Raw genomic sequence first — 17825 nt, forward strand, 5'->3', positions numbered from 1 at the left:
TTCGCCCAGCCCTGCAACGTCAGCTGCTCGGCCTCGGATAACACCAGCGGTTCCAGCCTGTTGTCCCCCATACGTCAGCACACCGAAGAACAGCAGCGCTGTCACCAGCACAGCCATGATCTGAAACAGAACACAGCTCACGTGGCGAAGCGAGACATCAAGACCGGCTCACTAGTCGAGGAACCCCAGGGCGTTGTCCGGCTGGCAGTGCGGGCACGCCTTCACCCCATCGGCGAGGGCGCGCCAGGCCTGCTCGCGGCCAATCCCCCTCAACCACTGCCCGGCGGCCCAGCAGTCGCCGACGCGGACATACAGCGGGTCACGCCCGGTCAGGCCGAGGTCGATGAGCCACTCCGGTGCGGGCGGCCGGGCCGCGATGCCGCGCTGCCGCTCCGCCTCCCGGCGTTCAGCGTCCGCGATCTGCCGCCGGACCCGCTCCAGGGTGAGGACCAGCCACGTCTCCAGAGTGCGGAGCCGGTACAGGTCAGGCGGTAGGTCATCCACCGTCCCAGCTTGCAACAAAATTCGAACACACGCTCTACTGTGGGGCATGGCCAACCACAAGGTGCAGCACCTCACCAACACCCAGGAGAGGATCCTCCGCCGCATCCGCGAGGTCATCATCAGCCAGGGCGAAGCGCCCACGGTCGCAGAGATCGCCCGCTACGTAGGCCTACGTCCCTCAAGCATTCATTACCAGCTGCGGGAACTGGAGACGAAGGGCGCCATCGTGCGCACGCCCGGCCGGACGCGGGGGATCCGACTCACATGAACACGCCCGCATCCGGCCGGTACCGGGTCACCCTCACGGTCGACGGCCACCCCGTCGCCCACGGCTGGTGGAACGCCGAGCCAGCCGCACGTCAGAGGACGGCCAGCTGGATCGGCGACTGGGGCAAGCCCGGGGCTCGCATCACCCTCGTCGACGAGGACACCGGATCCGTGTTGACGACATGGCCGGACGAACCCTGATCCCTGCCATGCTGAGGTCCATGCCATACCGCCCATACGCGGTCCTCGCCCGCGCGCTGCGGCAGATCATGCGCAGGCACCGAAACGAGGTGCCGCCCGAACTGCGCCCCGCCGACTGCAACCCGACATGAGCTGCACATCCTCGACCTACACGTACGGCCGCGGCCTGGTACCGCGGAGGGGGTGTTCCCGGCCGGCGCTGGAACGCAGCAGCCCCTGTTGGCGAGGGCACCGGTCGGGGCTGATCAGTGGCCATGAAGGGCGGTCCTGACCTGCCGCGGACGGGGCGCTCGGCCGCCGAGGTCGGGCTCATGGTCCAGGTGCGGCCACAGGCCCGACCACGGTGTGCCGCCGGTTGGTCCGGCCAGCGATGCGCAGTTCCTCGGCCCAGGTGCGGAGCTGGTCGGCGAGGGTGAGGTTGTCGCCGCGGCTGACGGTCTGCAGCAGCATGGCGCACACGGTCGATTCAGCGGCCCCGCACCGGCGGCGGCCGGCAGCGGGCCGAGCCACGGCGCGGTCGGCGGCGAATCGGCTCGGCCGCAAAGCCAAACGCTCGGGTGGACCAGACCTCGGTTCCGCAGCCCCCAAGCGGCCGACCTTGAGCTTGCGGGGCCGCGAGTCTCCGTCGTGCCGTCGGGCGTGGGAGGTGGTGGAGCTGTGCCTCTCATCAGCTGAGGGGGAGAAACGGTTGACCGCCTCGCTCGCCAGCCGCACGCTACCTACCACAGGCGTCTGCCCGCCCACCAGGACAGCGGTGGGCGGGCAGAGTCGTGAGCCTGGTCAGTGGGCGCGGACGGAAGCCCCGTAAGCGTCGGTCTGGCGGAGCACCGCGACTTCTTGGGCGGGTGCGGGCCAGGCCTGGATGAGGTACCACTCGGTGACCTCGTCGGGGGCCAGGTCGACGGCGGTGTCCCGGCCGCGGGCATGGATGCGCAGCCGGTAGTCGCCGGGACCGTTGAAGGACAGGACGGGGAGTTCTTCGTCCAGGTCGTCCATGATGCCGCGGACCATGAGCTCTCCGGAGGCGGACTGTGCCGAGATTTCGACGATCTCCTGCCAGTCACCGCTGTCGAGGGCGGGCTGGGTGTGATGGAGGGTGACCATGACGTCGACGTCGCCGGTATGGATGCCGGTCATGACAGTGATGGCGCCGTCGGCGACGCGCACGAGTCCGTTGTGCTCGCGCGCCAGGTCCGGGCCGGTCGGGCCGTCCTCGTCGCTGATGTCGAACTGGTGGTACTGCACGGGGACGAGTCCGTTGCCCCGTTCGACCTCGTCGCTCATCTCGCTGTCCTCCGCCGTATGGTGTGTTCCTCTACTTGATCCACACCAGGAACTTGTCTTTTTCGATGATGCGGTTGTACAGGTAGAAGCGGCTCAGAGCCTTGCCGCCTTCCTCGTTCTGTGTCCCGTCGATCATGCGTCGGCTGAAATTGCCGCCACCGTGCTTGGCGCCCTGCCAGGTCGACGCCATCGGGTACTCGTCGCACTGCTTGCCCGGAGGCCGTTCCAGGCTCGAGGGGCATGCCTTGTTGCGGTTCTCCTTGATCTTGGCCTTGTCAGTCAGCCGGGTCAGGTAGCGTGTGGTCCCGTGCTTGCCGGGCAAGTTCTTGGTGTTCTGCGCGTACTCGATGTGCTCGGCAAGCTCCGGGTACTCGCCGCTCTTGGCGTAGACCATCTCCGGGATGTAGGGCATCACGCAGCCGGCCTTGGAAGTGCCCGGAAGAGCGTTGTCGCACCGCACCGGGGGCGTCGGCAGGATGACCTCGTTGCTGGGCCCGGCCCACCCGGGCTTGGTGAACCGCCACACCGCCGTTGCTTGTCCCTCACCCTTCTGGCCCTTCGGCGTGGTTTTGATGGTGGTGTCGAGGAAGAACTGGCCAACGGCCTCCTTGTCCTTGCCCATCCGCTGGGACGGGAAGGTGCTCTCGGTCACCTTGCACTTGCCCGCACATTTCCCGTTGCCTTCAGCGCTGGCGCCCTTGGCCGCGCCCCAGCTGGTCACCTCCATCAACTCGACCTGGTAGGCCCACGTTTTGATGTCCCGCTTGCTGTAGGCGTAGGCGCGGACGAGGTACTCCATACCGCCGAGCTTTCTGCCAGTGCGCGCATCGCGCACCGTCAGGTCGGCCGGAAAGATGCCGCAGGCCTTGAACCGGTTGACGTACCACTTGCCGTTCGCGCCGTGGTCGTCACACCAGTTCGGCGTAGGCCAGGCATTGACAGCGGCGCGCAGCTCCGACACCGACGCGCTGGATCCCCACGACACACACGCCACTGGGGCGTCGTCGCCCCGCTCCGCAGCCAGCGCCAGCCGACCCTGGCATTTCGCCTCAGCATCCGCTGCGCTTTCGTCCGGGTCAGGAGCCATGAGCGGCCCCCTCTCGGACTCTTCACTACTCGGTGCTGCCGACACGGGCGCCGGTTCCTCACCTTCCAGCGCCTCAGGTACCGGCAAGGAAATCGCCTCGTCCAGCTCCTGCGACGACTCCTCCAGATCCTCCGGCACCGGAACCGAGCTTTCCGCGGCCGGTGCGGCATCCCCGGCGGTCTGCGCCGCGTCAGTCGCCTGGGCGGCGCTCAGGCAACTGCCCAGCAGCCCCAGCGATACAGCGCCTGCGGCCAGCAGTCTCCTCAATCTCAAGTTATGCCCCCTGTTGCTGGTCAGAACAGCGTGGACACACCTGTTTCTGGCGTGTCCACGCCGGGTCGAGCTGATCAAAACACAGAGGACTGACAGCAGACCCCCCGTTTCCTCACCACCGAGCGTTTCTCGCCACTCGCCGGTAGTCGCTCATGCACCACAGCTGACGTACGGCAGGCTCGGCATCGAGCCAGCGGAGGTTTAGAGATCGTCTCAATTGGCGACTTCGGCGGAAGCAGATGAGGGTGCAGGCGATGGCGGTGAAGGCCAGGAAGTGTTCGGCCTTGCGTTCGTAGCGGCGGTGGAGTCGGCGGCAGCCGCCGAGCCAGGCCATGGTGCGCTCGATCGTCCACCTGTGTCGGCCCAGCCGTGTAGAAGACTCGATGCCCTTGCGGGCGATGCGGTGGGAGATGCCTTGCTTGCGGAGCCATCGGCGCAGGTGGTCGTAGTCGTAGCCCTTGTCGGCGTGGAGCTTGGCGGGCTTGGGCCGGCGCGGGCCACGGCGGGAGCGGATCGGCGGGATCCCGCGCACGAGGGGTTCCAGGGCCTGGCTGTCGTGGAGGTTGGCGCCGGAGATACCGACGGAGAGGGGCAGACCAGTCCGCTCGGTGATCAAGTCGATCTTCGACGCCCTTGGCCACGGCGAGGACTTGGGTGAAGGCCTTGTCGTCGAAGGGGCCTTCACCAAGGCCGCCAGGGGTACCGTCGCGGAGGGCACGGTCGTCGAGGGGACCATGGTCGGCGGTTGCGTATCCGGGGAGGAAGACGTTCTCGTAGAGCCAGTCCGAAACGGCCACGACGAGGTCGGCTTTCTCGTTGCTCTCCAGGGCATCCCGTAGCTGCCGGCTGTCTACTAGGCGGCAGAACCTCACCACCGTGGGGCCGGAGAAACCGAGCGCCGAGCGGCTGACAGGTCCGATGTCGCATGCCATACGGCATCGGATTCTGTCCGCGTGGATGCTGTTGTCCCTGGCCAGCTGCCCGGCCATACCGGTCATCAGCCGGGGGAGGAGATCGACGCAGTCCATGTCGGCCGGCAGGACCACGTTCATGCCGTCACCTGTGGGCTGGATGTCCGTCCGCTCATCGGGAACGCCGGCCTCGTGCAGCACCTGGTGGACGAGCCGGGCCAGTCGGTCCTGCACCTCGTTCTGCCGGGGGCCGGGGCGGGTGCTGTAGCCCTCGACGTCGAGGGCGAAGCCGAGCCTGATCTGACGCCGACCAGTGGCTTCGGCTGAGGCTGGACGGGGTTCGGGGATCCTGCCGAGGGGAAGTTGGACGACGAACGTGGCGGGTCTTCCCTTCGCGGAGAACCCCATTTCTTCGTACGGCGTCAGAGCGTAGGCGGCGACGGACCGTACTTTCAGTTCACGCAGGCCGGAGGGGACCAGCAGCAGGAGCCAACCGCTGCGCGAGCCGACGGGGCCCCCTTCGGTGTCTCCTTTATGACGCCACCGCACTGCCGTGCTGCCGATTCCGAGCGCTTCGATGGTCGGTGTGATCGCCGGAACGACGAGGTCGTTCATCACCACGTCCCCGGAGTAGCCGGTCCGGGATGTGGCACCGGGATCGGCGATGAAGGCGAGATGCCTGGTCACTGCGTAACTGCGGGCGGGTTCGGGCATGCCGACGGCCCGCGGCACCATGTCGGCCACGTACACGCCGCTGTCCTCGAATACGAACCCGAACTCCATCCACCGTGGGGGTGAAACGGACGGGCGCGTCACCAGGTCGGTGTTCACTTTGATGACGTAGACGTCATGGCCACGGAAATCCGTGGGCACGGGCGTGACGGCATGGATCTGCCAGCCCTGAAATTTGACGGCTCCGATGTCGGCCTCTTGGGGAGCGGTGTCGAACGAGCGGCTGCCGTCGTCGACGAGGACGAGTTCCACCTCAGCCACGTGGTCCACGAAACCCCCTACGGCTTCTGGCCACTCCACGGCAGTGACGGTGTTGCGACGGTACAAGGGCGAAGGGGCGAAGGGTGTGGGCCAGCACTCCGAGACAGACGAACGCAGCCCAGTGCCGCGGGTGCAGTCCTTCCGACCAGGCCTTCCTCTGTGCTTGCTGAAGCGCGTGCGCCGGCGCAGCGCCGGCAGCGAGACGGCGGTAGAACTCCTGGATCACCGTCCGGGTCGTTCCGTCCGGTACGCGCCACAGACTCATGATCACGGCTCTTGCTCCGGCCTGGCGGAAGGCGTGGCCGGCCGACCAGGGCACGTCGCCCGCCCCGCCCGTGCCGAGACCGGTATCGCATGCGGTGAGTACGACCAGAGCCGTACCTTCCAGGGAGAGCCCGCGATGTCAGCCCAGGAGCAGGCCGTCACCCGGTTTCGGCAGACCCTCGCTCCTGGATTCCCACAGCGCCGCGTTGGCCAACGCCACTCCGCAGCGGTGCCACGGATTGTCCGAGTGCGTGAGCCGCTCGACTCCGCGGAATCGGGCGAGGTGGTCCTTCTCGAGGCTCCTGCGGCAGTCTTCGCGCTGGCGGATGGCGAAGGCGTGGGTGGCCAGATGCAGAACACGCGGCGATCGGACATTGCGCAGCAGCACGTCGGTGGCGTCGGGACCCGTCGTGACGCCGACGCCGAGGAGTGATGCCACGATCTTCCCCTCCTCGAGGGCGTGGGGAAGTGGCGCGAAGAATGTCCGTGTCCGTTCGCCGTCCGGTGCGCCGAAGGCCGGGTCCGCCACAACCAGGGCATCCCCGGTGCCGGCCGCTGGCGTGTCGTCCGTGGTCAGTTCCAGGCCGTGGTTGACGACGGTGAGGGTGGCGTTGGTCAGCCATGGATTGCCTTCGGCATTGGGCAGAGCGGCGAACGGCGCCAGCCACAGTTCGGAGTCGGGGGCGATGATGACTCGGCGAGCCCGGTCCACGAGGGGGCGCAGGGGTTCGAGTACGGCTGCGGCGAGAGCACATGACGCCCGACCCCTCACGCTGGAGGACGGCTCTGGGGAATGGGGAGGATTGGGGGGATCGGGGTTTTCGGCATTGCCGGTTGTTGCCTGAAGTCCGTACAGGCGCCTCAACTGCTCCTGCGGAAACGTACTCGTGCCGTGTTCGAGGTCCCACATCAACTGCCGGAACGAGACGGCGTCGATGGTGACCGTGTGCTCGATGAGCTGATGCGACCGGTTGTAGGTCACCTGCATCTGTGCGGTCACGGGTGGTCCGCCGGTCCCGTCGTCCTCGGCTTCGAACAGGCGACGTATCTCCGAGACGGGCATGGAGACGTAACCGCCGTGGTAGGAGGCCAGCCCGGACATTTCTTCCCGCACGTCTGCGACGCGGTCGTCGATCTCTTTGGCGAGCCCGACGTCGACGAGGGTGATTTGCCGGTCGTCGGCCCAGCCTCCGAGGGCGAAGCAGGCACAGCCGTCCCCCGCGGCAGCGTACGGAGCATATTTGGCGGGTGACGCGACGTAAGCCGCTTGAAGCCCGTACGAGGGGGCCAGTAGACGACGTCCTGTTCAAGATTAAGTTGCGGCACCTTTCGCCCGAGCGGCTGTTCGCACACTCAAGGTCGTGCTCCTCCCCCATCCGGGTTGCCTGGAGTGGCCGTGTCGTGCTGGTGGCTGGTGTCGTGGATTCCCCTTCCGTACACGAGGGTCCAGCGCAGGTCTCCCGAGTCAGGGCAGGCCTGCCATGACTTGAGCGGCCCGGTTGCTGCCAGTTGGTCAAGCAGGGTGGGCAGTTCCGCGGGCGGGAGTCCGCAGGCGCGCGCCATCTGGTCGAGCTCACTCAGACCGCTGTCGGCTTGCGGGTCGGCGTGCGCCGCGAGGTACGCGCTCGCCAGTTGCGGCAACGGTCCGATTGCCCTTGTTGTCGAGGAGGAGCTGACGCGCAGTGCCCAGTCCGCGGCACGCATCCGGTCGGGGCGGGCCGGGGCCTGGCCGAGCAGCGCAGCGTCAAGTAGTTCGGCTACAACCTCTTTGGCCGCGTTATCGGGGATGATACGCAGCCATCGCGCGTGCTCCAGCTCGCGCCATGCGTCATGGACGGCGTTGAGGCGGAGGCTGCGCAGCACGCCGTTGGGCAGCCGGACGTGCATTCTGGTGTTCATGCGGAGCGCGCACTGCAGCGCGAGCAGGCGTGCGGCAGCCGAAGTGTCCGGTGGAAGGGCGGCGGCCAGGTAGCTGAGGATCTCCCGTACCCGGGCCTGTTCGCCGGGCCCCTTGGGGCGGCGTCTGTGCCGGCGGGCGGTTGTCGGGTGCAGCGGTGGGCGGGCGAGGACGGTGTCGGGCACTACGGCGGCCTGTGCTGTCGCTGCGGCGCAGGCGCTGCAGGTGTCGGTGAGCCGCCATAGTCGTCCGCCGTGTTCGCGTGCGAGGAGGAGGCGGATGGGGCCGGCGCAGCCGCGGTGGCGGGGGTGCCAGTGGCAGCCGCGTTCACGGCATTGGCAGATCCGTAGGTGCGGGGGGAGAAGGTTGCCGCGTGCGTGCCGTGCGAGGTGGGTGAGGGCGGCCGCGCGTGCGGAGGCTGCGGTGATCTGCCCGCTGCCGTACGGGCATTGCTGGCATACGAGAGCAAGCCCGCCGGCGTGCGGGCGCAGTTCCACGGTCCAGGCGCGTGGTGTCGTCGGACATGCTGGGCGCAGCCTCATGGGCGCGTGTTCCTCCTTGTCGATTCCGCGCCGGTCCCGTTCTTGGGGTGGGGGGACGGCCGCCCACCGTAGTGCAGACCTCTGCCCTGTTGCGGGTGTCGTCACCTGGGAAAATAGGGCAGAGGTATGCACTGGCAGTGCAGGGGTCTGCACCGTCGGATGGACGGGTGACGATCTTGCCGCCCGATCCGGACCTGACTGCGCTGCGGTTCGAGCTCGCGCGCCTGCGGGCCGCGCGCGGGTGGAGCTATGACGAGCTTGCCTCCCGCAGCGGCCTGGCCAGACGCACCGTCATCGAGATCGAGCAGGGCCGCACCATCGGCACGCTGAAGACGTGGCACGCCCTCGCCCACGCCCTGAACACCCCGCTCGACGAGCTCTTCAGCGCCCTATGCCGCGGGCACGACCTGCCCGGCCCGGTCCGGGACTGACCCCCTGCCCGAGTGCCTGTCGCAGATCACCCGAACCGGCGAGACTCTCTCGAACACGCAATCATGCATTCGCACTCCAGTCGCACCGTATGAGGCTGACCGGGCGATCCGGCAGAGCTGCTGCCGCGGACCCGGCGTGTTGGCTGACAAGTTAGCCCGCATGCGCTCCACACCTCCTCCCCCGGCCCGGCGCTGGGACGGAAGCCCCCTCGCCCACCGCGTGCGCCGTTCCCTGCACGTCTCCCCCGACGGCGTCAGCCGGCTGCTGCGCTGCGGCCAGGGCGACCGGTGCCGCGAGTGCGGCAACCGGATCGAGTGGTACCACCGCGGCGCTCAGCGGCCCGTCCGCCTCCATCCGCACGAACTTCCGGCCGCCCGGGTGCCCGCCGTGTGCCGCTGGCACGTCAGCTCCGGTGTCGCCTACCCCGGTGGAGACGGCAGCAGCTGGTGCCGCCTGCCGCACGCCGTCGTCTGTCCCGCCCGCGACACTCCCCCGACCCCGCCCGAGCTGACCGGGCTGCGCCGGTCGCTCGCCGTGAACACCCGCCGTCTCATCGACGCCGGCGCCTTCACCCCTTGCCCGGCCTCCCCGGACAGCCCGGCACCCCAACGGAAGAACTCGGCAGCCTGCCGCCCGACCCGCCCCGTCGTGCAACTGCTGTACGTGCGCTACCTCGCCGCCCGCCCGGTCGACGAGATCCAGTGCATCGCCCAGACCCGGCGCCGCCACCGCTGCACCAGCACCCTGCTCTCCCCCGATGTCCCGGCCGGCACCTGGAGGCTGGTCCCGGCAACCGTGACGAGCGGGCAGCTGGCCCTGCCCGCGGCGGTCATGGCCGTCTACGACCTCAGCGCCATCCCGTACGCCGAGCAGCTGCGCTGGCGGGCCCAGCGTTGCCTGCAGCACGCCGCTACGCCCACGGCCGCCGACCTGGCGGTGGCCGACTGGGAGCCCTTCGACCCTCTGCGCCACCACGAGCACATCCACAACCGCCTTCCCGCCCGCACCCGACGCCCAGGCCCCGCGGGCGGGGCACACGGGGCAGTTGGCCCATGACGCCCTTCCATGCCGTCGAGCTCACCCTGCCCAGGCCCGCCACCCGCACCGAGCTCCGGCACGCCCGGGCAAGCGTCCGGCCGGCCGCGAACGCGGACCGTACCCGGCTGATGGCGGTGCAGAGCGCGCGCAGCCCCGGCGATGCCCTGCACGTGCCGCGGCACCAACTGGGCACGCGACTGTCGACCGGCATCCTGGTCACGCACTGCCCCAACCGGCGCGGCCTGGTTCTGCTCAACATCGCTCTCGCCTCCTTTGAGCCGTCGCGGCCCTCCGCCGGACCGCAGCAGCCCTGGGGCAGCGGCCGCAGGATGTGCTCAGCCAGTGCGTGGCCGCGGACCTTGCCCAGCATGAGCAGGAACGCGCTCGGCGCCCGGAGAACCGGCTCGAGAGCCTGCTCGCCCACCCCACCGTCGAAGAAGTCCTGGGCTGCGCGGCCTGGGTCCTGCACAGCCGGCATCACCGCTGTGAGCCCATCCCGGGCGCTGCACCTTGCCGGGACGGCAGCTACCACCGCAGACCTCGCTCATCACTCCTTTCCCCCTTCCAGTGCTTCTTTCTCTTTCGCGGAGTTCTTGTTGCACACGCCTACCGACGAACAGGCGCACGCTGCCGACGTTTTCCGGGCCGGTCACCATCTCGTCCTGCAGGCTGGCGCCGGGACGGGGAAGACCAGCACCCTCGGCCTCCTCGCCGCTGGCACCCGCCGTCGCGGCCGCTACCTCGCATTCAACAAGAACATCGCCCAGGATGCCGCCGGCCGCTTCCCCCGAACGGTGCTGTGCAAGACCGCCCACGCCACAGCCTTCGCCGCCGTCGGTCACCGCTACGCCCGCCGGCTCAACAGCCCTCGCCAGCCCGCGTGGAAGACCGGCCAGGCGCTCGGCATCACGCGTCCGGTCCGCATCGGCGCTCATCAGATCGGCCCCCGCGCCCTCTCCCACACCGTGCTGCGCACCGTCACCCGCTACTGCTACTCCGCCGACCGCACCCTGGCCCGCCACCACGTGCCACGACTGCGTGGCCTGGACACACCCGGCGACCATGACCGACTTGCCGACGAGGTCATGCCGTTCGCGACCAAGGCCTGGGCCGACCTGCACAACCCCGATCAGGGTGTGGTCCGTTTCGAACACGACCACTACCTGAAAATGTGGGCCCTGACCGGGCCGGTCCTCGAAGCCGACTTCCTCTTCCTCGACGAGGCCCAGGACACCAACCCCGTCCTGGAAGACGTCTTCGCCGCCCAGCGCGGCCACGCACAGCTCGTCATGGTCGGCGACTCCGCCCAGGCCATCTACGGCTGGCGCGGCGCCCGGGACGTGATGACCGGCTTCGATGCCACCCCTCTCACCCTGACCCGCTCCTTCCGCTTCGGCCCCCTGATCGCCGAAGAGGCCAACCGGTGGCTCACACTCGCCGACGCCCCCATCCGCCTGACCGGCAGCGAGACCATCCCCACCGAAATCGGCAGCCTCGACCGGCCGGACGCGGTGCTGTGCCGCACCAACATCGGCGCCATGGCCGAAGTCATGCGCCTGCTCGCCGCCGGCCACCGCGTCGCGCTCACCCGCGGAGTACAGCAACTGGCCGCGCTAGCTCTCGCGGCCCGCGACCTCAAGGACGGCCGCCGCACCTCCCACCCCGAGCTCGTGCTCTTCGCTTCCTGGGGCGAACTGCAGGACTACGCCGCCCACGACCCCGCAGGACGTGACCTTCAGCCCTTCGTCGACCTCGTCGACACCCACGGACCCGACGCCATCCTCGCCGCTGTCGATCAGCTCACCGACGAACAGCACGCCGACGTCACCGTCTCCACCGCCCACACCGCCAAGGGCCGCGAATGGCCCACCGTCAAAATCGCCGACGACTTCCCCCCGCCCAATGACACCGACCAGCACGACGCCCAAGGGCAGCCCATTCCGGAATCCGTCAGCGACACGGACGCCCGCCTGGCCTACGTCGCCGTCACCCGCGCCCGCCACCAACTCGACCTCGGCGGCCTCTCCTGGATCAACACCCACCCCACTGCAGCGAGCGCGGGCTGAAGCCCGCGCAACGGGTAGCGTCATGACCTGCGCGGGTTAACGCCCGGCTCCCCGCCGAGCAGCAAGCCCACCGGCCAAAGGAGGTCATGATGACATTCACGCCTGCGGAGCAAGAGGCGATCGCCGCCCACTCTGCCGCTCTGGGCCTGTCCGCTGATGAGTACATCCGTCAGACGGCAGCCGACCGGGCCCTGTCCTGGCAACGCGAGCAGGAAACCTTCCACGCAATGGCACAGCGACGTGGCTGCACCACCGACGAGCTCGTGCAGCGCGGAACCCTCACCGACAACAGCCTCTAACCAGCCCGCGTCCAAAGCCGCCGGGGCAAGCTGCCACCCGAGAGGTGCCGCTCGTCCAGCAGCGCCCCTGCCGGCGGCTGGCCCGCCTGTTCAGCCCCGGTTCGCGTGCTCCACCGTGCCCGCCGACGGAGGGCACTGCTGACTGCCGCCCGGACCACATGAGTAGAATTCTCTATCGATAAAGCTGGCTTCGCAGGTCAGCAAGGGGTCTTCCCCACGTAAGTAGGGGTCTATCCACGGCCGCACCACCGGTGGCGTCACCACCCGGTTGTTCCCCACATTGGCGGGGGGTCCGCCCTCAACGAACGCGGCCAACCCACTGCTGAGCAGTGAGCGGGCGCCGGTCGAGCACGGCTTCGTGGACCTAGACGGGGCTCCGGGACAACCGGCCCATAGGATGCGCTGATTATGGTGGCCTGGTCGTTGTTCGACACCTCCGGGAGGGTGGATGTGCCAGCCGCTCCCCCACGTTGAGGGTCACCCGGCGTGGAGTATCGCGGATAGCTGCCGGTGCCGCACCGCCAGCTCTGGTGGCGGTGCGGACGCGCCCAGAGGCCGGGACGGCGTGAATGCGGGAACGCTTCAGTCGGTGTGATGTTGGGTGGGGTCGAGGCGGCTGAGGACGGCGCGCACGAGGTCGCGGCTGTAAGGATGGAGTGGTGCGGCCGCGCCGTGCGGAGTGGCCGGGGTCGTCGCATCCGTGCTACCGGTCCCCTTCGAGCCTGTGCCCCCGTGCTGTTCCCAGAGCAGGTAGGTGATTTTGGCCCACTGGCGGAAGTTGCCGTGGCAGGCGACGTCGTCGATCCACAGCAGTTCGTCGGTGGGTACGTCCGCCCACAGCGGGTGGTACTCGGGGATGACGGTGAGGACTTCTGCGGGGGTGAGGGGCTTGTAGCGCTGCCAGACGAGGATGCGGGAATCCAGCGCAGGACGGTTCTTGATCTTCTGGTAGCAGGTTTCGGCTCCGACCAGGACGACGGCGAGGCGGGTGTCCTCGTCGTCCCAAAGCTCACGGATGAATTCGAAGGCCCGGGTGTCCAGCCACTGGGCTTCGTCAACGACCAAGACGCGTGAGGTCTCCGACAGTGCTTCTTTGAGCATGGTTTCGCAGCGGGTGCTGTTGAGAGGGGCCTCGCCGGGCAGGTCGAGCCTTTTGTACAGGGCGGCGCGCAGGGCCTGGATTTTGGCGGAGCCGACTTTGATGCGGAGCGTGGTGTGGGGGGCGAGCTCGTCGAGGTGGCTGTTGACGGCGAAGGTCTTGCCGAGACCGACGCCGCCGTGGACGCACATGATGGCGCCCTTGCCGGCGTCGGCTTTGAGGGTGGTGACAAGGTTGGCGTAGGTCTCTGCACTGGCGTTAGTCAGCATGGCCCGGGCCTCGGGCAGGCCCATGTAGTGGTAGTTGGGGCCGGTAGCCGACTGGCTCTCGGGCGTGGTGGCGGGTCGGGTCACGGAGTGTCCTGGGGCTTGGGGGCGGACAGGGGCTTGGTCCAGCGGGTGGAGGCGGGCTGGGGCCGGTTGAGGAGGTCGGGCCGGGCCTCGGCCTGCGGGTCTGCTTCCGGTGTCCGCAGCTCGCGTAGCTGGGCGGCTGCTCGGCTGGCGGTGAGCCGATTGAGGGGCTCGGGCGCGGCGGCGACGCTGGTGGCGGCGTAGCGGGGGTTGGCGTTCTTGCGGGCTCGGCTGGCTTTGGCGGCGTAGCGGTCGGCTTCGCGTCGGCGGGCGTTGTGCAGTGCGCGGGCTTGGCGGGGGCTCATTTCGTCGCTGCGGAAGGCGGGGCCGCGGTAGGTGAGGGTGTCGGCGTCGTAGAGCTCGACGCGGTGGTAGTGGTGGGGTTCGTGGCGCAGGCGGACCATCTCGCCGGCGCTTGAGTGGCCGTGCATCCAGTCGCCGACGTAGTAGGCGCTTTTCCAGCGGACGCCCTTGCTGGTGATCTTCCGGGGTGGGCCGGCGTCGGTGAGGGTGTAGGTGTGCAGGTCGGCGGGGTCGAGGGTGTCGATGGGGGTGAGGTCGGCGTGCCAGGCCTGGGCGGGGGTGCGCCGGTGGAGGCGGGCGATGGTGTGGTCGTTGTTCCACCAGTCCACCCAGTCGAGGACGATGGTGATGAAGGTTTCGTAGTCGAGGAGTTCGTGAAGGGCCCACAGGGGCTGGCCGCGGCGGTCGCGGCGGCTTCGGGGGGTGTGGGCGTAGCCGGGCAGTCCTTTGAACAGCATGTGCTTGGCGGCGCCGTTGATGGCTTCGACGGTGCCTTTGAGGTGGGGGCTGTAGGGCGGCAGGACGATCAGTTCGGTACCGAACTTTTTGAACGCTTCGTCCACGCACTTGCCCAGGAAGTCGCGGCCGCGGTCGGTGCGGATCTTGCGGGGGATGCCGCCGAAGGGCCGGTGGTGATCAGTGCAGAGGATGGCGTCGCGGGCGGCGGCCAGGATGGCGTCCTGGCTGGGCTGGTGGGGGGTGATGGCCAGACCGCAGATGACGGCGGTGGTGTGGTCGATGAACCAGGTGATCCAGGGTTTGCGGCGGCGTCCGTCGATGTTGACGAAGACGCTGGCTTCGACGTGGTCGGTCTCCCATACGTCGTTGCGGTTGCCGTGCGGGCGCAGGGCGTGCACGTCGTGTCGGCGGCGGGCGGCTTCGCCTCCTCTGAGGGCGGCACGCTGGCCGGGCGTGAGTTCCCGGTCTACGGCGCGGTAAAAGGTTGCCTGGGATACACGGGGCGGGTTGCCAAAGATGCCATCGCCGACGAGTTCGCGGTAGGTGGCTGCGGCGTTGCCGTTCCATCGGGCCAGGGCTTCGTGCATGGCCGGGGTGAGGGTGAAGTGGCGGCGGCCTTGGGGAGTGTAGGTGCCGTTGTGGGTGGTGGCGTTGTCCATCCAGCGGCGCACGGTGCGCCAGTGGACGGTGAAGGCGGCGGCGACGGTACGCACGTCGTAGTGGGTCAGGCGTTCGGCATTACGCAGGCGCAGTAGGCGGCGTACGGCGGCGGCGCGCAGGGAGGTGGTGTCGTAGAGGCCGTCGGGTGGTGGTGTGGCGGGCACGCGTCGGGGTCTTTCTGGGGTGGTGGACGTCGGGGCGCGGGTGGGTCAGGCGGGGGCGAGGGTGAGCAAGCCGGCGCCGTAGGGCTTGCCGCGGCCGATGCCGGTGAGCAGGGCGTGGCTGAGTTGGTCGGGGTCGGTGATGGTGGCCAGGCCGTCGAAGCGGGTCAGTGCGTGCATGGGGCCGGGAGAGTGGGCTTGTTCGCCGGGCTTGTCGGCGCGGCGGCGTGCGCGGGGGAAGCGGGCAGGGGTGATGTCGGTGCTGGCCAGGGTGAGGCCGGCTTGGTGGGCGCGGCGCTGCCACCAGGCGAGGGCGTCGTCGCCGTAGAGCGCAACGATTTTCCGGCCGTGCTTGTTGTCGACGGGGTGGTGGTCGTCCAGGACGCGGCGGGCGGCGCTGGCGTTGGCGGTGATGCGGTAGCGCACCGCTCGGCCGGGGGTCAGGGCCTGGAACATGGGGTGCAGGGGTCGGGTTTCGGCGGTGCCGTAGTGGTGGGGCAGGCGGGTGAGGTCGGGCGGCTGGTGGGACTGGACGAGCAGGGTGGGTGGGGTGTCGTCGGTGGCGTCTTCCAGGCGGAAGAGCAGGCCGGCCTGCTGCCGGGGGTTTTCGCCGAGGTCGTGGGGGGCCAGGAGCATCACGCTCTTGTGCAGGCTGACGGCGTCGGCCAGGTCACGGCGGGCGGCCGGGCTGCGGCGGTTGAGGCGGATGCGGGTCAGTGTCGCTGTGGTGGCGAGGGCGTCGGTTGGGGTGCTGGTCACGGGGTGGCGTCCTGGTGGATGTAGGCGGTCAGTTCGGTGAGTGCGGGGGGTGGGGCGTACAGGGCGGTGGGCAGGTCTTCGGTGGTGTGCCAGGTGCGGCGGGTCTTGTGGAAGCGTCGTGTGGGAGTGAAGTCGTGGGGGACGTCGGCGACTTCGCGTTCGCTGTGCGCGGCGGGTACGTGGGAGGGCGGGTGTTCCCAGACGAAGGCGACAGGCACGGTGGCCTGGCCGGTGCGCGGTGGTGTGGTGAGGCTGAGCGGGACGTGGTGGAGGAGTTCGCCGATGGGGTCGGGGTGCGGGCCGCCGAGGACGAGGGGTTCGTTGGGGAGGCAGGCGCGCCGGCCGAGGTAGGGGCCGAAGGCGGGTTGTTCGAGCCGCTGAGTGAGGTGTTCCAGGAGCGGGTCGGGTCCTTGGACGGCGAGGGTGAAGACGGCGTCGGCGAGGTAGACCCGTTCGGTGATGAGGGTGGACTTCTCGCGGGGGCGGTAGGCGCCGCTGCTGGTGCGCAGGCCCTGGCGGTGCGGGCGGCCGCCGCCGACGGTGTGGTAGTCGGTGTGCCGGGTGCCGGGGCGGTCGATGCGGACGGTGAACGTCAGGTCGGTGTAGGGGTTTTGGCCGGTGGCCGGGTCGGGGGCGAGGGCTTCGCTGCGGGGGCGTGCGTCGGCGGCGGCGAACAGGCCGATGAGGGCCGAGCGGGAGGGGAAGGGGAGGGTGTCGCGGTAGTGGAAGGCGGCGTGTTCTCCGAACGACATCAGCGGTGCGGCCAGGCGCAGCAGGATGCCGTTCATACGAGGGTCCCGGTGGGCAGGGCCGCGTTTTTGGTGAGGGCGTCGATGAGGTCGTCGAGGCCGGCGTGGGCGGTGCCGAGGTGGTCGACGGGGCCGGGGTGCAGGGTGGCGTAGCCGCAGCCGACGAGGCGGCGGGTGCCCAGCAGCCGGTTCAGGGCGCCGGCATGCTCGGACAGGGCGGTGATGGCGGGAGCGGTGTAGCCGCCGCCGGGCGCGTGCTTGACGGGCTGTTCGAAAGCGGCGGCGTAGGAGACGGGGCGGCGGTCGCGGATCGTGTAGTGGACCAGGTGGGGGTAGGTGTGCGGGGCGGTGGAGGTCTTCTTCGCGCCGGGCATGACGTCGATGAAGGCGTCGGCGAACAGGCCCAGCAGGTGCAGGGCCTGTTCGTGGTCGCCGTTCAGGTTGCGGGTCAGTTCGGTGAGGTTGACCGTGGCGTAGCGGTAGAGCAGGCCGGTGGTGAAGAACGCGGTCTGCAGGTGGGCGCTGCCGGCCTCGTTCGGGGCTGCCCAGTCCTCGACGGCGGTGAAGTAGTCGGGCTGGGGTGAGCTGGGGTGGACGGTGAAGGCGGGTGCCATCTGCACGGCGCCGTCGACGTGGGCGTCGGGCACCTCTGCGAGCATGCGGCCGAAGAGGTTGATGGTCGCGGTGCGCCGGCGGATCACGGAAGCAACCCTGGGTGTGGGCAGGACGGCCTCCGCCTTGGGCTTCTTGCGGGGTCCCTTGGCCGGGGCGGTCTGTGCGGCGGTTTCCTTGGCGAGGGCTTCTTCGAGGAGCGGGCGGTGTTCGGTGCACAGGTCGGTGAGGTCGTCGAGGACGTCGCGCGGCATGTAGAGGGTGGCCGAGGTGATGCCGCGCTGGTTTTCCTCGGTCTTGAGGCCTTCCGTGGTGGCCGAGCGCACGATCTGGGTTCCGGCGAAGGCGGCCAGGTCGGTGGGCCAGCCGGCCGCGCGCAGGGCGTCGGCCACCCGCAGGGGCAGCATGCGGGTGCGGGCGGCGTGCTCGTCCAGGACGTCCTCCAGGCGCAGGCGCACGGCCCGCTTCCAGGACTGCGAGGACACCAGGGCGCGGACCACGCCGCCCAGGTTCAGGGTCTTGGGCAGGTCGTCCTCTCCTCGGTTGAGGAGGGAGGCGGGCAGCGGGTGCAGGATGTGGAAGTCGGCGTAGCGGGCGGGGGCGTAGGCGGTCATG

20 protein-coding genes and 1 pseudogene are annotated in these 17825 nt (G+C 69.3%); 8 read left to right on the forward strand and 13 right to left on the reverse strand.

Going from position 1 to position 17825, the window contains the following annotated elements:
* Positions 1-171: 171 nt before the first annotated feature.
* On the reverse strand, positions 172-504 hold the full coding sequence (locus ACYVMZ_RS33575; RefSeq protein ID WP_461086505.1) for a DUF6233 domain-containing protein: 333 nt from the start codon (positions 502-504) through the stop codon (positions 172-174).
* 46 nt (positions 505-550) lie between these two features.
* On the opposite strand from ACYVMZ_RS33575, the gene ACYVMZ_RS33580 reads away from it, so the two are divergent.
* Positions 551-772, forward strand: coding sequence for a LexA family protein (locus ACYVMZ_RS33580; protein WP_461086507.1), 222 nt, complete (start codon positions 551-553; stop codon positions 770-772).
* Positions 769-972, forward strand: coding sequence for a hypothetical protein (locus ACYVMZ_RS33585; RefSeq protein ID WP_461086509.1), 204 nt, complete (start codon positions 769-771; stop codon positions 970-972). Before ACYVMZ_RS33580 ends, ACYVMZ_RS33585 begins: the two co-directional genes overlap by 4 nt.
* 309 nt (positions 973-1281) lie before the next feature.
* On the opposite strand, the gene ACYVMZ_RS33590 is transcribed toward ACYVMZ_RS33585, so the two are convergent.
* The 4 genes and pseudogenes from ACYVMZ_RS33590 to ACYVMZ_RS33605 form a co-directional block, all read right to left on the reverse strand.
* Entirely contained in the window at positions 1282-1422 is a 141-nt protein-coding gene (locus ACYVMZ_RS33590) for a hypothetical protein (RefSeq protein WP_461086511.1), read from the reverse strand.
* Positions 1423-1752: 330 nt separating this feature from the next.
* Positions 1753-2256, reverse strand: coding sequence for a hypothetical protein (locus ACYVMZ_RS33595; protein WP_461086513.1), 504 nt, complete (start codon positions 2254-2256; stop codon positions 1753-1755).
* Between the two features lie 31 nt (positions 2257-2287).
* Entirely contained in the window at positions 2288-3610 is a 1323-nt protein-coding gene (locus ACYVMZ_RS33600; protein WP_461086515.1) for a NucA/NucB deoxyribonuclease domain-containing protein, read from the reverse strand.
* 232 nt (positions 3611-3842) lie between these two features.
* Positions 3843-4247 (reverse strand): annotated as a pseudogene (locus tag ACYVMZ_RS33605) (IS5 family transposase); the annotation flags it as partial.
* On the opposite strand from ACYVMZ_RS33605, the gene ACYVMZ_RS33610 reads away from it, so the two are divergent.
* Positions 4225-4455, forward strand: coding sequence for a hypothetical protein (locus ACYVMZ_RS33610; RefSeq protein ID WP_461086611.1), 231 nt, complete (start codon positions 4225-4227; stop codon positions 4453-4455). The pseudogene ACYVMZ_RS33605 and the gene ACYVMZ_RS33610 overlap by 23 nt on opposite strands.
* Positions 4456-4569: 114 nt before the next feature.
* Positions 4570-4854, forward strand: a complete 285-nt coding sequence (locus ACYVMZ_RS33615) for a hypothetical protein (RefSeq protein ID WP_461086517.1) — start codon at positions 4570-4572, stop codon at positions 4852-4854.
* Between the two features lie 658 nt (positions 4855-5512).
* Here ACYVMZ_RS33615 and ACYVMZ_RS33620 read toward each other — a convergent pair.
* From ACYVMZ_RS33620 to ACYVMZ_RS33630, 3 genes are all read right to left on the reverse strand, one after another.
* Positions 5513-5908 (reverse strand): CHAT domain-containing protein, encoded by a 396-nt coding sequence (locus tag ACYVMZ_RS33620; protein ID WP_461086601.1) that lies wholly within the window; start codon positions 5906-5908, stop codon positions 5513-5515.
* A 15-nt stretch (positions 5909-5923) separates the two neighbouring features.
* Positions 5924-6886 (reverse strand): CHAT domain-containing protein, encoded by a 963-nt coding sequence (locus tag ACYVMZ_RS33625; protein WP_461086519.1) that lies wholly within the window; start codon positions 6884-6886, stop codon positions 5924-5926.
* 251 nt (positions 6887-7137) lie between these two features.
* Positions 7138-7866 carry a hypothetical protein gene (locus tag ACYVMZ_RS33630; RefSeq protein WP_461086520.1) on the reverse strand — a complete coding sequence of 243 codons (729 nt, stop codon included), beginning with the start codon at positions 7864-7866 and terminating at the stop codon, positions 7138-7140.
* A 524-nt stretch (positions 7867-8390) separates the two neighbouring features.
* Between ACYVMZ_RS33630 and ACYVMZ_RS33635 the strand changes: the two genes are divergently transcribed.
* The 4 genes from ACYVMZ_RS33635 to ACYVMZ_RS33650 all read left to right on the forward strand — a co-directional run bounded on the left by ACYVMZ_RS33635 (position 8391) and on the right by ACYVMZ_RS33650 (position 12058).
* Positions 8391-8654, forward strand: coding sequence for a helix-turn-helix transcriptional regulator (locus ACYVMZ_RS33635; protein WP_461086522.1), 264 nt, complete (start codon positions 8391-8393; stop codon positions 8652-8654).
* A 160-nt stretch (positions 8655-8814) separates the two neighbouring features.
* A complete protein-coding gene (locus ACYVMZ_RS33640; RefSeq protein WP_461086524.1) occupies positions 8815-9711 on the forward strand; it encodes a DUF6083 domain-containing protein in 897 nt (298 codons plus the stop codon).
* Between the two features lie 578 nt (positions 9712-10289).
* Positions 10290-11759 carry a UvrD-helicase domain-containing protein gene (locus ACYVMZ_RS33645; RefSeq protein ID WP_461086603.1) on the forward strand — a complete coding sequence of 490 codons (1470 nt, stop codon included), beginning with the start codon at positions 10290-10292 and terminating at the stop codon, positions 11757-11759.
* A gap of 86 nt (positions 11760-11845) precedes the next feature.
* Positions 11846-12058 carry a hypothetical protein gene (locus tag ACYVMZ_RS33650; RefSeq protein WP_461086525.1) on the forward strand — a complete coding sequence of 71 codons (213 nt, stop codon included), beginning with the start codon at positions 11846-11848 and terminating at the stop codon, positions 12056-12058.
* Between the two features lie 582 nt (positions 12059-12640).
* On the opposite strand, the gene ACYVMZ_RS33655 is transcribed toward ACYVMZ_RS33650, so the two are convergent.
* The 5 genes from ACYVMZ_RS33655 to cas7e are packed head-to-tail and all read right to left on the reverse strand — an operon-like array spanning position 12641 to position 17824.
* Positions 12641-13510, reverse strand: coding sequence for an AAA family ATPase (locus ACYVMZ_RS33655; protein ID WP_461086528.1), 870 nt, complete (start codon positions 13508-13510; stop codon positions 12641-12643).
* Complete coding sequence (locus tag ACYVMZ_RS33660) at positions 13507-15093, reverse strand: transposase family protein (protein WP_461086530.1); 1587 nt, start codon at positions 15091-15093, stop codon at positions 13507-13509. The genes ACYVMZ_RS33655 and ACYVMZ_RS33660 overlap by 4 nt, the downstream gene beginning before the upstream one ends.
* Positions 15094-15138: 45 nt before the next feature.
* Positions 15139-15849 (reverse strand): type I-E CRISPR-associated protein Cas6/Cse3/CasE, encoded by a 711-nt coding sequence (cas6e, locus tag ACYVMZ_RS33665; RefSeq protein WP_461086532.1) that lies wholly within the window; start codon positions 15847-15849, stop codon positions 15139-15141.
* A complete protein-coding gene (gene cas5e / locus ACYVMZ_RS33670) occupies positions 15846-16637 on the reverse strand; it encodes a type I-E CRISPR-associated protein Cas5/CasD (RefSeq protein ID WP_461086534.1) in 792 nt (263 codons plus the stop codon). The genes cas6e and cas5e overlap by 4 nt, the downstream gene beginning before the upstream one ends.
* Positions 16634-17824, reverse strand: coding sequence for a type I-E CRISPR-associated protein Cas7/Cse4/CasC (cas7e, locus tag ACYVMZ_RS33675; protein WP_461086536.1), 1191 nt, complete (start codon positions 17822-17824; stop codon positions 16634-16636). Before cas7e ends, cas5e begins: the two co-directional genes overlap by 4 nt.
* Between the last annotated feature and the right edge of the window lies 1 nt (position 17825).

The organism is Streptomyces deserti (assembly GCF_054782695.1).